The organism is Variovorax sp. V93, assembly GCF_041154485.1.
In the GTDB taxonomy this organism is placed as follows: Bacteria; Pseudomonadota; Gammaproteobacteria; order Burkholderiales; family Burkholderiaceae_C; genus Variovorax; species Variovorax beijingensis_A.
Genome location: NZ_AP028669.1, coordinates 1,707,351 through 1,720,090 on the forward strand (window position 1 = coordinate 1,707,351; position 12,740 = coordinate 1,720,090).

Consider the following 12,740-nt stretch of genomic DNA (forward strand, 5'->3'; position numbering starts at 1 on the left):
AGATCACTAGATCAGGCAAATGCGCTCGGCCTTCTCGAAATGCAAGGGCCGCGTGCGCCGACGGGATGCATTGGCATCCTGGTTTTGCACTTTCCCCGCCTTGACCAGCCTCATCAGTGAGGCCTGCAATTCCCCGGGCAGCCAGTTTGTTGACTCCAAGATGTCTGCAAACTCCGGTACCCCTATCTTGCGCGCTCCGTTGGCCAGGTAAGCCAGCCAATACTGGTCGACTTCATCGGGGCTGCTGCGCGCATCGCCGGCTTCCTCCACCGCTTGTTCCGTGAACATGTCGACGACGCCCGAATTCTTCGCGCGAACGTCGAGCTGCGTCACGGTGCGAACCTGAGCTTGGACCAGATCGACCTTCTCCGAGATGTCCATGAACTCCGTGATCCCGGTTGGGTGGCTGGTCAGGTAGACAAGGTGGTACTTCGTGCGCCTTTGTAGCGGGTCCAGCACGCTCACATATGCTGTGCGGGCCCGATAGCCTCGCGAGCTAGCTGGCACACGTGCCTTCAGACCTTCTCGATACGCGTTGACCAGGGTCTTCTCGCGCTCGCTCGACGAGAGTCCCGAAAGGGCTACAGATTTGCCCAGCAGCCGGACCATCGCCTCCTGCCATTCCTTCATCGACACAGTGCGGTTAACGAAGTTGTACGCAAAGTTGATCAGAAACTCCGAGCGCGGACGCTTGAGGAGGGGCGACAAGGTTTCGACGCCAACGTCCTTCCAGCCCTTGGGATCGATGAAGAAGAAGGTAAATGCATCGGTCCCGCACCAGGCGAGAATTTCGGCGCGAAGGTCGACGAAGTCTCCGTGCCGACACTCGTGAGCGATTGTTGGATGTACACCGCTTTTGAGAAACTCCGACAAACGTTTGTATGGTGCGGCCGACTTCTCGATGTAGAGAGCCCGCATTCGCACATCGACATTCAAGCTGGCGAGCTTTGCTTTGCAAGCCTCCAGTGTCCGTAAGGAAAGAGCGATGGAAGTGCCATCGAGCTTTTCGTCTGGCGAGCCCCAGGGGCCTGCAAAGCAGTCTACAAAACAGATTTCGGCCCGGCCGTTAGTCTTGGCCGCCATGCCGATGATCAGGACTAGCTTTTCGAGGTAGCTCTCCAGGAGAGCATGCTTGACAAGTGCCTGTTCTCGGCCTTCATAGATATCCGGGACGATCGCTGTCATGCTTGACGGTTCGTCATTGCTATTCCTTGCACCTTTGCAAGCAGGCGAGTCCGTGCGCTATATGACGGCTCGGCATACCGTCAGGCGAACAGCGGTACGTCGTGCTTGAGTGCCGCGATCCGATTGGACAGGCCAATTTTTTCTTCGGCCTTGAGCTTTGCGTGCTCGGACATAAAGGTCAGCAACTCCTCGAACTGCTGGACCGTCCCTACGTTCTTGAAGGCCTTCGCCTTGTTCACGAAGATGACGGATTTCTTCCGGCGAGCCAGCAACTCGATGACGTTGCTGAGCGTGCCGGTACTCTTCGTGTCCCAAATCATGAGGCCGAAGTCGGCGACTTCGGCCATGCATAGGTCTTTGGCGGTGAAGAAGGCTCTCGAACCTTGGGCGTGCTTGGTCTGAACGACATGGACGGGCCAGTCGCCGACATTGTTTCGAGGCTTGGTGCCGCTGCAGTAAACGGTTGTTTTCGTCGTGCCTGCGTTGACAAGATGCCACTGAATGGAGGTGTCTGCGCCATCGGCATCGCCCACCACAATGTTGAAATCGGACGCAACGATGTTGTCGATGCGCTCCTTCACCTTGGCGTCAAGGTTTTTGATGTTCATCGAACCAGCGATGAAAACGGTCGTCGTCATTTCTAGCTCCAGGTGAGCGCCGCCATGTAGATGCGGCGGACTTTCGGGTACGTCCGCAGCACTTTACACGCTGCCTCCATGGAGGCCCCCGTCTGATATAGATCGTCGATGACCAGAACGTTCCACGGGCCGTCGCCCTCTAGGTCGTCGCGGACGCTGAAGCCGTCGCCGATGGCCGCCAGTTTCGAAGCCTTGTCGGGTAAGTCTTTCAACGGCTGCCCGTTGGGGGCCTTGTTTAGGAGTTCGTCGAACACGGGCGTTCCGACCAACTTTCCGAGTGCCTGAGCGACCTCGGCGACGGGTTGCCGATCGCGTTTCTTCGATGCCGGCATGGGGACGATGAAGCCGACGCTGGCGAGCTTTGGGTAGATGTTGTCGGCGAGGGCCTGGGCGAGCGCCGGCGCCTGATCCCATGCAAATCTGTACTTCAGCTGGAAAGTCGCTTCTCCAGCCTCGGTCCGCACGTTGTCGAACTGAGGGCGTCCATTGAGGTCGCCGAGGTATGTGCTGTGGTCCATGTGCTTGTCCAGCACCCAGCCAGCGTCCCAAGGGCCGTGGATCTCTCTGAGATTTACCTTCACGCATTCCTCCTCTGTTGCTTGGCAGCCGCCATGTGCCGATACTGGCCTTTCGTTACATGCTGACACGCGGTTGGCCCGGAGCGGGAGCGGGGTTTCCCGTGGGGCGAATAGTCGCTTCCGCCCCGCGCGGCCATCGCAGTGGCGAATGCCATCTGGTAGCCCCAGAACAACTGCGCGCGCCTCGGCGCTGGCCGAGCCAGCAGCATGGTTCAGGTGTCATCGCCAGGAAATCGGCCCGCTCGGTGCGAACCTGCATGTCGGGTGGTGTGGGAGGGGCGCAGTCTGCCCCTATCCCGATCCTGGCACGGGCACAGGCACAAGACCTGCAGCATCGTCGGAAACGGCGATGAAGGGCCGCTGACCAGCCTCGCCGGAAGTGACGAGGGCTGTTGCGCGTCTCCCGCTCCGGGCCGCCTGGCTGACTTGTCCAGTGGGGTCAGCCAGGAACTGCAACTACCTGTTCGGGTAGTTGCGCGCTCTGCGCACGCGAGGGAAAAAGCGCCATGCATGCCCCTCTTTCGCCACTTCCCACTCCGTGGCCACCACCTATCCCGGCATCGGCGCTTCCACGTAGGGGCTGCCCCGCTTCAGCGCAAAGCACATTGGCTGCAGCCATCGGGAACCAGATCAGGGTACTCCGACGTGCGGCCGACATGACCACACAGCGCTCGCTCGCCCTTCGGGCAGGAATGTCGGTGTCGATGCTTTCGAGGCTTGAGCGCGGCCTCGTCACCCCTTCGTTGAAAACGCTTGAGCAGATCGCGCACGCTCTGCGCCAGCCGGTTCCGATCCTCGTGGACGTTCAACTGCCACTGCCATTCACGGCACCGGAGCCGGCAGCGCGCGAATCGCCAGAAATGGCGATGAGCTGCCAAGCCGGCCAATTTGGGTAGCCAAATCACGACCGGCCAAATAGGATCGGGAAGCCGGCTTTTGGCTACTCTGCCCACAGTCGGCCAACTTGCGTATACCCAACTTGGCTAGACTCTTGGCCGACGGACGCCATGCGAAGATTCGGCTATTCGTGCTGGCAGTTTCAGTGCCGTGAATTTCAGGGAATAAAAAATATGAACGAACTATCTCAAGTGACGCTTTGCGGCGGAATGGCTGTGCTTGCCTTGGTCATGGGCCTTCGATGGATGCGCAACGCTCGAACCTGGTTCATGGCATGGCCTGCATTCTGCCTAGTTGGTGTGCTCATGAGCATCGCACTTCAAAACGAAACACTTGGACAGCTGTCGGTTTGGCTCGGCATGGCGGCAGTCGCCTTGCAAATCGTTATCGACGCCCGAGCAAAGCGGCGGTGACCCGGCGGCCCACTCGGGCCTTCCGTTGCACCTCCAAGGCGCTCGGGGAATTTAGCGGCTAAATTTAGAAAGCCTCGTCGAGGAGCGATTCGCACGACATCGCTTCACCGGTAAGAATAATAATAAGAATATTATTCTTCTTACCGGACCGGCGGCGAGGCTCGCCGCCGGTCTAGAAAGCGGAGGAAGCGAGCTACGTGAAAGATGCAGATCATGCGGCCTGTGGTCGCGCCCGTGCCTTCGCTGACGCAGAGGCTTCCTCCGCACACGAGTTCGGCGATCAGTTCGATCCAGGCGATGCCTATCGAGATCTACGCAAGCGCGTAATTGATGGCACACTGACTTTCGAGCAGGCCAAGGCTCTTCTGCTGAAGCCCATTCAGGAAGGACGGACTAGGCACATGACCAGATCCATCATTGACGTGATAGGTCGCTCCGAGGCTCTCAAGCTCATGGGGGACGCCGTGTTGAAGGCTGTCGAAGAAGACAAACGCCTCGGCTTGCCCAAGGGTGTGCAAATCGATGGCGTGCTCTACAAGCAGTTCGTGGATGGCTCCCTCGAACGGTTCGGCCCAACTGGTAGTCCGATCGCAAAGCCTCTCGCGCCGATAGTCACAAAGTAATGATGACCTCGTCGCCGGGAGTTGTTCAGCGCACGAGCATGGGGGTCGCCCGAAATTTAGCGGCTAAATTCCGCCCCCAGCAGCAACGTCGTGATGGCGGTCATCTTTCCTTGGCCGTTTCCGACGATGCTGCTGGAGGGCCGGAGGAAGGCCGCAGAGCGATTTCCCGGCCTGCCGCACCCTTACACCGTCACTGAGGACCGCGGGCGCTGCCCTTGACCTGCTCCCTCCCACTCGCCTGGCAACCGGGCAAAGAAAACGCCTCGACGTGCGAGGCGGAAATGACCGACGACGACCCAGGGACGAGCCGCGCGTGGAACGCAGCCGATGGGCTAGTACTCCAAGCGTTGCCGAACGCCTGAGACGGCTTCTCGAAAGTCCGCGTGTGTCGCTCGTCCGGTGTTGGCCTGGTAGTAGATGACCGTGAACATATTCACGGCGGCTTCCGCAAGCGCCTCGAGCTGGTGCGCCTCGTCATGATCGAGCCAGTCAACGCCCGCGAGCAGTTCGGCCGCGTGATGAACAGCCTGAGCTGCTTGAGTAAGATTCAAAGTTGCCATGATGCACATCCTTTGCATGTGTTGATTGGAAGTGCCGGCCGGCCCCACGCCGGCCGGTGCGCCTGTCGCCTAGGTTTGCCTCCGGTTGGCGAATGCGGAAATCTCGGCGGCTGCGTCGACGGACTTTTCGCTATCGTTGAACCCGGAGAGGCTGTCGCCCGTGAAGGCTGGCGGCGTTCCGCCTGACGCCATTCCGGTGGCAATGAACGCTCGCGCCGCCTGGGCCTTGCCAGCGACAGTCTTCGTCTTGTTGATGTCGGCCTTGTCCTGCCGATCCGCGGCAGCGCTGCCAGGCGCGCGAATTTCGGCCGCGACCCGACCACCTGTTGTCTGCGAGGCTCGGTGGCTTGCAGCATCCATGACGCTGCCGATCTTGCTTTTCGCAACAGCCGCGATCCCAGTGCCGAGGGCGCCAAGCACCGACCGGCCGCCCTCGTTGTCAGGTCCATCGCTGTCGCCTCCGGTCGCCGCTTCGTAGTCGCCATTCTTCGGCGGTGATGCTTGCCCGCCGCCGATCGGTGCGTTGTCGTTCGCGACCGTCTTCGAGCCCGGCTCGGACTGGCTGCCCGAATCCTCCTCAGGCGCGGTGTCGCCCTTCCAGCCCGCGTTTTGGCCGCCGAAGCTGCCCAGCCCGCCACCGCTGTCTCCCATCGCCGCAGCGAAGGGCGTCGAGGTGCTGGCACCGGCTGAGCCGCCGCCATCGCCGCCGGCCATGAAGTCCGGCATGCCGCCCACCCCCGTGTTGTTGCTGTTGGAGGTTCCGGCCTGGTCGAACGCCGCCTTGATGGCCGATCCCCAGCCGGCAGCGCTCGCGCCCGCGGAAGTCGCCACACTCATCGCTCCGGCCGCTGCCGCGCCGGCCATGGCCGCAGCCGCCATCAGTGTTCCTGTTCCGGCCCCGCCCATGCTGGCCGCGCCACCCACGCTCGCCCCAGTAATGATCCCCGCGATCAGCGGAGGAATCTTGTTTACGAGATAGAGCAGCAAGCCTGCCACGACCAGGATCACGGCCAAGTCCCTGAGCGTCGCATCGCCCATCTTGACGTAGTACTCATTGAGCACGGCTTGGCCGATCCCGACGAGCAGCGTCATACCCATCAGAGAGGCAGCGATCCCGAGCACGGTCTTGTAGTAGTTGATCGCCATGTCGGAGGTCCAGCGGGAACCGCCAAAGCCCAGGAAGAAGATGCCCGCGTAGGCCAATATCCAACCCGACACCAACAGCACGACCATGTTGATGGCAACAAGCGCGAGCATTCCCAAGGTAAGAATGGCGATGACTGCGCCGATCGCGGTTTCAATCGGCGCCCACACGGACGAGTTGTCGATCACCTTCGAGAAGATCTTGAATCCGATGTCTACGATCCCTGACGGTGTGAGCCCTGGGACGCCAGCGGCATCGCCGGCGAGCTGCTTGAGCGAATTCATGATTGCTGTTGCAATCGGCGAAGCGTTGCTCAGCAGGAAGAAGAAAAATCCTGTGAACATCACGTAGCGGATCAGCTCGGCGAATATCTCGCCAATGTCCGCCTTGCGCAGAGCCATCATGCCGAAGGTCCACACCATGCTGATGAGGGCCAGTGCCCAAAACAGCCGCGTGGCGGCGGCGCTTATGGAGCCACCCCACGTCGCAGCTTGAGCTTGGTAGCGGGCCGTCACGTTGTCCAGTACACCAGCGCTATCGATTGCGGCGTGTGCCGTCAGAGAAAAGAGCGCCGCCATCATCAGCAGCGCCAGCGCGATTGAGCGCGTACGAGTCAATATTTTCATCACCACACCTTTTTCTCACTCGGGCTGTACGATCCCCGCCGCGCACACTTCGAGCCGAACTCCCGGCGCACAGCGTCCGTTACGGGCATGGCCTCGATCGCGGCTTTAGCACAGTTCGTGTCGTTGACATCTGGCATCACGTAAGGCGGCGGTGTTGGTACTTCCGTCTTGCCGCAGCCGGCAAGCGCAACAACCATCACAGCCGCGAGCGCCCACGCACAATTGATGCGAGCCGTCGTCATCACCAGACCTTCACCGGGCTGTCGCGGTACGTGCCACTGCGCGCGCGGGCACTGCCAGCTGCACGCATCGCCTCGTCATCAGCCTGCGCCTGCATCCGCGTCGTCGTCGCGTTCTGCTGAGCGATCAGCAAGCCACGGATTTGTAGGAGCTGATTGGCCTGCGAACTGGCGAGCTGGTTGGCGTAGCCCAGCGCCTGCATCTGGCCGTTCGCCCCTTGCGCGGCCGACTGCAAACGCTGCAACGTGCGCGCGTCCGTTTCCATCGCGTCTTGCTGCTTGTCCAGGCCCTTGAACAGCGCGTCGTTCGCCTTCTTTTGCGACTCCGACTGGTACTTCTGCTGGTTGGACAGCAGCATGGATCGCGTTGCATCGTCGCAGGAACCGCCGTTGAAGCACGGCGAGTTCTTGTAGTAGCTCACGTCCTGGAACTTGCCGAGGTAAGCATCGATGCTGCCGAGCTGCTGCTTGTAGTAGCTCAGCGTGTCGATGGTGCTGCGCAACGAATTCATTGTTGCCTGTGCCTGGTCCCAAATCTGCGTCACCGGCGCGGCGGTGTTTTGCAGCATGTTCTGGTACTGCTGCATTTGCAGTTGGTACTGCTCGACTTGCTTGGCGTATTGCTCAACCTGCTTAGCAGTCTGAGCGACGGCCTCGATTGCCGACATGATGTTTTGCCCCAAGTTGGCCCCGTCGAACGTCGGGATGCCTGCTTGCGTCGGTGCCACGGCACCGACCGCCAAGGCGATGACGAGGCCGGTTTTAGCCGCTAAATTTCTTAGCCGAGTTTTAGCGGCTAAATTCTTCTGCTGGATGGACTGCATGGTGGCTCCTTGAACAGTTGATCGCCACGGAATACGACATCGCGCTACGTGGCCTCGCGCGATGGCTTCTGAAGATGACTCGACTAAGAGAAGACCACGGTCTTCATGATTTCGGACAACTTGCCCTGGTTCTGATCGATCTTGGTCAGGGCCGCGAGGACAACGCGACGCTGCTCTTGGAGAGTGAATCCGGCGAGGCGCTTGTCATTGCTCAACCACATCTTGAGCAGGCCGCCGAGCCGTTCGAGGTCCCGATTGACTTTCACCAAGTCCCTCACGCGCTCGTAGTCGAGGGCGCACTTCACCTCGTAGCCCTGACCAACCTTGCGCAAGAAGCCGGCGGTGCTGTTTCCGGTGGATCGAGCCAGCTCTTCGATCCTTCGCTTCTCGTCAGGAAAAACGCGCACGATGATTGGCGTATTGCCCTTTCGAGTGGACTTCCTCTCCGTCATGGAGTCACCTCAGCTGCGGTAGCAGCTCGGCCCCGCAGGGCAGGACTCCCGTTGAGCGCCGTAGGTGCGAATAAGGGTGTGCGATGAACCTGGACGGCCTTGGCCCGTACAGGTACAGCGCATATCCTGCCCCGTTTTCCGGAGTCATTCCGGCCGTGGCGACTCGCCACGTTCGCGCATTTTTTTCGCGGCAAGATGCAGCCGGACAACGCTGAATCTGTTGAAGGCATGGGATCTGCGCGTTCACAGCGTGTTTGCTGCGTGCTTATAGCGCTGTAGTTGCGCATGTGCAGCGCGAATGCGGTGCACATGCTGCGCAGAATAGACGCGATATCTTTGACGAGGCGCGTTCGTCCGATCAGCAGCGTTTCGCTCATTTCAATCGCGAGATTCATTGATTTCCTCCTCGCTCGATGTGAACGCTCCGTCCAGTAGCGACGCGACCACGTCCACGGGGAAATACATGCGTCGCCCGATGTAGACCTTGCGGGCCTTGAGTTGCCGCGTCCATGCCTCGGTGGGTTTGAGCAGGGCCATACGCAAGCCTTCGGGCTTGCGGCTCAAGGTCATGGCCAGTTGCTCCAAGGTCATGACCGCGCCGTACTGCTCCTTCAGGATTTCGAATGTCGAACTCACACACTTGGCCTATTGCTCATTGATTGATGCCTATGCGCCGGATTCTTGTGAAGGCTGGACTAAGATTCCAGTGCAAATAACGAGCGGTTTTCTTACTAGGAAGAATTTGCCCATGGCTCGACCAACAAGGACAACAGTGGAGCGCCGGCGAGGCGGTATGCGCGCTGCGGCGGCGATGCGCGAACTGGCCCGACGGATCGGCGCATCGAACCCTCATCAGTTCGCTGGACGTTTCGATGCGATCACCGGCATGAGGACTCAGACATCTGGCAAATGGCGGCAGTGCTTCACGGGCGAGAAGGCACTTTCGGTGCAACAGCTTCGGCTACTCTCGTGTATGGACGCTGATGCGATCACACTGCATGACGCCGGGCCTTGCGATCTATGGCTTGCGCTGTGGGGAGAACCAGGAGCGCTCTGGCAGCTTTGCCGAACGAGGCTAGACAGCGATGGCCCGATGATCGAAGACACGAAGTGGTCGGAAGTCGCCGACGGCTGTATGCAGGCTCGTTCGTTCGAAGCGACGCTCGCGGAGTTCGAAGCGGAGTTGCTGTTGGCCGAGGCCTATGGCCAACCCCTTACGCTTCGACATCTCACAGAAACTGTTGCCTTGTTTCGACTGCATGGTGCACTGAGCGCGCTCGCCGTGATGGTTGCCGACTCGCAAGGCTTGGCTCGTTGCCTTCAGGCGTGCTTCACCGACGCAGCCGTGCATTCCGATCTGACCCGCCTAGGTGTTGTCGACGGCGTGGGTCAAGAGCTGGCCGAGTTCGTTGATTCCCCAGGCGCGGCAATTCCGGCGATGGACCGATGGGACGCGTTGGCCTTGAAGGTAGCGTGGATCGGGTGAGGCATCGATTGTTGGTCACAACAACGCCGTGCGGAGAGGCGTCGTCGCATCCCTGGACGACTTGCTTTGCGGGTCGCACGGACCTTCTTTTTGGTGTCAATCGACGTTATAAGAAATATAGGGTTACCTGCGCGCGCGCGTTACGCCATGGGGGAGCCGCGTCACTGCTCGCGCGAACGGGCATTGGCGTTCGTGAAAGTACGTGCCCGGGCGTCCGTGAAAGTACGTGTCGATCCACAAGTCCGCGTCCGTGAAAGTACGATCCTATCCACACCCCGGATTCACTATCCACAGGCTCAACAGGAGTGCGACGCGGCACCGCGCTTTGCCTTTTGTCGCTTGAGCGATAGCAGGATGTCGGCGCGCTGCGCTTTATGGCCCTTGTCCGCGCGGGCGTAGAAGGTCACGGCGTCGGCCTCGGCATCAAGGGCGAGCCGGTAGTCCGGCAAATCGTTCGCATCAGCGATGGCCTTCAGCGCTGAACGGAACTTGCGCACGGTATCGGTGCTGCCGCTCTTGGCGTGCAGAGTACTGACGGCGACCCTCCATCGGGGCTGGGCGCCGCAGTGCTTGCGAGCCATTTCGTAGATTCGCCGATCCAGAGGTTTGCGAAGACGAAAGTAGTCTCGGCTGAGCGTGAGGACACGCCGGCTTTGGATAGAGCGCCAAAGCCAGTCGGGCAACGTCACTTCGATTGCCACCATCTTGTTGTCGTGGTCACGTTCGATGATCCGCCATGCATCGATAAGGCCGAAGCCCGCTCGCTCGCGCTTGCTGGCGGTCTCGATGTTAGTTTCGACCACCGTTCCCTTAAGGCGTCGAAGCGCTTCGACCAGGCGCCTGTAGCCGACGCCGGCCGTGGGCCGGTTCGTTGTGACTAGGAAGTCATAGGCAGTGAAGCGAACCGTTCGGCTCACGTCTTCTCTCTCTCTGTTCAGCGCCTCAACGAGTTGGCTGATGCAGTAGATCCATAGATCCTTGTCATGGATCGTCGCGCAGCCGTCCACGCCAGGCTTGATGGTGACGGTGAGGCCATTGCGCGCGTAGGAGCGCACGCGCCGGTCGCCGGCCTTGAGGGCAAACAAAGGGTGCTCCATGCTGGCAAGGTCGTCCTTCGGCGACGCATCCAAGATGTCTGCGACGAAGAAGTCTCGCTGCTGATGGCGAAGAGGGGCGAGGCGCTGGAGTTGCGGCGCGGGCTCTGCTTGCGTGCCGCAGGTGGGCGGTCCAGCAACCGCCTCCGTGATGACGGTGAGCATGGCTCACCCTCGCGCGGCGTTGTCGAACTCTGCTTGTGGCGGTTGGTGATGTTGCCGCTGGCGGGCGACCTGTTCCGCCTTCGTCGGTCGTCCCCGGCGCGGGTGATGCTCATCTCTGACAGCGGCGACGCGGGGCAGGGCAACGCCGGCTACGTGCTCTTCCAGCCATCGCTCAACGTCTTCGGTGCGCCACAGGAGGCGCTTTGTGCCTGGCAGCCGGCAGATGGGCGGGAGGGACTGAGGATTGCGGGTGGCGTCGCTACGGATGCTTGCGACGGACTTGTGCAGGCATTGAGCAAGCTGTTCGGCCGTCAGGAGAACGGCCACAGCGGTTGTGACAGGTGTCTGTCTCATTTCGATAACCCCGTAAGGTCATCAAGCAGTCGCGCAGGAAGACTACTCGGTCGCGACCTGGACAACACCCGAGTCCGGCCATTTTGTATGGGGGGAGAGGTCGGCTCGATCCGGCAAATTGCAGATCAGCCGCCGCTTCATCAAGCCAACTGCGCTATGGCAGTTGGGCTCGGTATTGACCTTGGCGACACCGAAGCCCGGCCATTGGGGTGTGAAATCCGGGTGTCAAGCGCCCGATTTTGTCGGGCTGAGTGAGTCTATCAGCAGTGTTCGGCAAAATCGTGCATTCGCCTGCAGATATGCCCGGCGGCTTGCCACAAATCTGCCACACCCACACCGCAAAAACCTGCACTCCAAAGCAAATCAACGCCTCACACTGCAAAGCGTAAGACGTTGATTTTCAAGGGAAAAGTTGGTGGAGAGGAGGAGGATCGAACTCCCGACCTCCGCATTGCGAACGCGGCGCTCTCCCAGCTGAGCTACCCCCCCAACGCAAGCCAGATTTTAACCAGAACCCGCCCGGGAACGCATGGCCCGCATGCCAAGATGCGCGCTTCGAAAAAAGAAGGAAAGCACAACCCGCATGGCCTCGTACGAACCCGCCTGGCTGGAAGGCATGTACAACAATCTTGCGCGCGTGAAGGAGCACCCGGCGTACTTCGCCCGCTGGGGGCGCGACTCGCAAGCCGTGCGCGAAACCCTGCCCGGCCGGATCGACGTGCCCTACGGCCAGGGCGTGAACGAGACGCTCGACATCTTTCCGGCACCCGTGCCCGGCGCACCGGTGCTGGTGTTCATTCACGGCGGCTACTGGCGCGCGATGGACAAGCGGGACCATTCGTTCATTGCGCCCGCGTTCAACGATCGCGGCGTGTGCGTGGTGATGCCCAACTACGCGCTGTGCCCCGGAACGGCGGAAGCGCCCGTGACCGTGCCGGGCATCCTCATGCAGATGGTGCGCGCGCTCGAGTGGATCTGGCGCCATGCCGCGAGCTTCGGCGCCGACCCCTCGCGCATCACCGTGGCCGGGCACTCGGCCGGCGGCCACATGGCGGCCGCGCTGCTGGCCTGCGACTGGAAGGCAGTCTCGCCTGATCTGCCGGTGCGGCTGGTGCGCAATGCGCTGTCGATCTCGGGCCTCTACGACCTTCGCCCGCTGCAGCGCACGCCGTTCCTGGAAAACGTCCTGAAGCTCTCCGATGCGGATGCCCTGCGCGCCAGCCCGGCGCTGTGGCCGGCCCCAGCGCGCGGCCAGCTGCACGCGCTGGTGGGCGGCGACGAAAGCAAGGAGTTCATCCGCCACAACGCGCTGATCCGCGATGCGTGGGGCCGCAACGCCGTGCCCGTGTGCGAATCGCTGCCGGGGCTGAACCACTTCAGCATCGTCGACGCGCTGGCGGACCCGGCCCACAGGCTGCATCGCGGCGCGGCGCAGCTGCTGGAGGCCTGACCCGGCGAGGGC

15 protein-coding genes and 1 tRNA gene are annotated in these 12,740 nt (G+C 61.1%); 5 read left to right on the forward strand and 11 right to left on the reverse strand.

Annotation, left to right across the window (positions count from 1 at the left end; genetic code table 11):
* Nucleotides 1–6 precede the first annotated feature (6 nt).
* The 3 genes from tcmP to ACAM54_RS08055 form a co-directional block, all read right to left on the reverse strand.
* Nucleotides 7–1,185: a three-Cys-motif partner protein TcmP gene (tcmP, locus tag ACAM54_RS08045; RefSeq protein ID WP_369650381.1), complete on the reverse strand. Its 1,179-nt coding sequence runs from the start codon at nucleotides 1,183–1,185 to the stop codon at nucleotides 7–9.
* 80 nt (nucleotides 1,186–1,265) lie between these two features.
* A complete protein-coding gene (locus ACAM54_RS08050) occupies nucleotides 1,266–1,823 on the reverse strand; it encodes a hypothetical protein (RefSeq protein ID WP_369650382.1) in 558 nt (185 codons plus the stop codon).
* 2 nt (nucleotides 1,824–1,825) lie between these two features.
* The gene (locus tag ACAM54_RS08055) at nucleotides 1,826–2,404 is read right to left on the reverse strand and encodes a ComF family protein (protein WP_369650383.1); all 579 of its coding nucleotides are present in this window, start codon (nucleotides 2,402–2,404) and stop codon (nucleotides 1,826–1,828) included.
* A gap of 653 nt (nucleotides 2,405–3,057) precedes the next feature.
* On the opposite strand from ACAM54_RS08055, the gene ACAM54_RS08060 reads away from it, so the two are divergent.
* The 3 genes from ACAM54_RS08060 to ACAM54_RS08070 all read left to right on the forward strand — a co-directional run bounded on the left by ACAM54_RS08060 (nucleotide 3,058) and on the right by ACAM54_RS08070 (nucleotide 4,334).
* Nucleotides 3,058–3,297 (forward strand): helix-turn-helix domain-containing protein, encoded by a 240-nt coding sequence (locus ACAM54_RS08060; RefSeq protein WP_369650384.1) that lies wholly within the window; start codon nucleotides 3,058–3,060, stop codon nucleotides 3,295–3,297.
* A 174-nt stretch (nucleotides 3,298–3,471) separates the two neighbouring features.
* Nucleotides 3,472–3,711, forward strand: a complete 240-nt coding sequence (locus ACAM54_RS08065; protein ID WP_369650385.1) for a hypothetical protein — start codon at nucleotides 3,472–3,474, stop codon at nucleotides 3,709–3,711.
* Between the two features lie 197 nt (nucleotides 3,712–3,908).
* Nucleotides 3,909–4,334 (forward strand): hypothetical protein, encoded by a 426-nt coding sequence (locus ACAM54_RS08070; RefSeq protein WP_369650386.1) that lies wholly within the window; start codon nucleotides 3,909–3,911, stop codon nucleotides 4,332–4,334.
* Between the two features lie 332 nt (nucleotides 4,335–4,666).
* Here the strand turns inward: ACAM54_RS08070 and ACAM54_RS08075 are convergent, their stop codons facing one another.
* The 6 genes from ACAM54_RS08075 to ACAM54_RS08100 all read right to left on the reverse strand — a co-directional run bounded on the left by ACAM54_RS08075 (nucleotide 4,667) and on the right by ACAM54_RS08100 (nucleotide 8,815).
* On the reverse strand, nucleotides 4,667–4,894 hold the full coding sequence (locus ACAM54_RS08075) for a type I toxin-antitoxin system ptaRNA1 family toxin (protein WP_369650387.1): 228 nt from the start codon (nucleotides 4,892–4,894) through the stop codon (nucleotides 4,667–4,669).
* Nucleotides 4,895–4,963: 69 nt separating this feature from the next.
* Nucleotides 4,964–6,664 carry a P-type conjugative transfer protein TrbL gene (gene trbL, locus ACAM54_RS08080; RefSeq protein ID WP_369650388.1) on the reverse strand — a complete coding sequence of 567 codons (1,701 nt, stop codon included), beginning with the start codon at nucleotides 6,662–6,664 and terminating at the stop codon, nucleotides 4,964–4,966.
* Nucleotides 6,664–6,906, reverse strand: a complete 243-nt coding sequence (gene trbK / locus ACAM54_RS08085; RefSeq protein ID WP_369650389.1) for an entry exclusion lipoprotein TrbK — start codon at nucleotides 6,904–6,906, stop codon at nucleotides 6,664–6,666. The genes trbL and trbK overlap by 1 nt, the downstream gene beginning before the upstream one ends.
* Nucleotides 6,906–7,727, reverse strand: coding sequence for a P-type conjugative transfer protein TrbJ (trbJ, locus tag ACAM54_RS08090; RefSeq protein ID WP_369650390.1), 822 nt, complete (start codon nucleotides 7,725–7,727; stop codon nucleotides 6,906–6,908). Before trbJ ends, trbK begins: the two co-directional genes overlap by 1 nt.
* Nucleotides 7,728–7,810: 83 nt before the next feature.
* On the reverse strand, nucleotides 7,811–8,179 hold the full coding sequence (traJ, locus tag ACAM54_RS08095; RefSeq protein WP_369650391.1) for a conjugal transfer transcriptional regulator TraJ: 369 nt from the start codon (nucleotides 8,177–8,179) through the stop codon (nucleotides 7,811–7,813).
* Nucleotides 8,180–8,557: 378 nt separating this feature from the next.
* On the reverse strand, nucleotides 8,558–8,815 hold the full coding sequence (locus tag ACAM54_RS08100) for a hypothetical protein (protein ID WP_369650392.1): 258 nt from the start codon (nucleotides 8,813–8,815) through the stop codon (nucleotides 8,558–8,560).
* Nucleotides 8,816–8,927: 112 nt separating this feature from the next.
* Here ACAM54_RS08100 and ACAM54_RS08105 point away from each other — a divergent pair, with 112 nt between their 5' ends.
* Entirely contained in the window at nucleotides 8,928–9,665 is a 738-nt protein-coding gene (locus ACAM54_RS08105; RefSeq protein WP_369650393.1) for a hypothetical protein, read from the forward strand.
* A gap of 296 nt (nucleotides 9,666–9,961) precedes the next feature.
* Here ACAM54_RS08105 and ACAM54_RS08110 read toward each other — a convergent pair whose 3' ends face one another.
* Nucleotides 9,962–10,924: a replication initiator protein A gene (locus ACAM54_RS08110; protein WP_369650394.1), complete on the reverse strand. Its 963-nt coding sequence runs from the start codon at nucleotides 10,922–10,924 to the stop codon at nucleotides 9,962–9,964.
* 767 nt (nucleotides 10,925–11,691) lie between these two features.
* A tRNA-Ala gene (locus ACAM54_RS08115) sits at nucleotides 11,692–11,767 on the reverse strand.
* A 94-nt stretch (nucleotides 11,768–11,861) separates the two neighbouring features.
* Here ACAM54_RS08115 and ACAM54_RS08120 point away from each other — a divergent pair.
* A complete protein-coding gene (locus tag ACAM54_RS08120) occupies nucleotides 11,862–12,728 on the forward strand; it encodes an alpha/beta hydrolase (RefSeq protein WP_369650395.1) in 867 nt (288 codons plus the stop codon).
* Nucleotides 12,729–12,740: the final 12 nt, after the last annotated feature.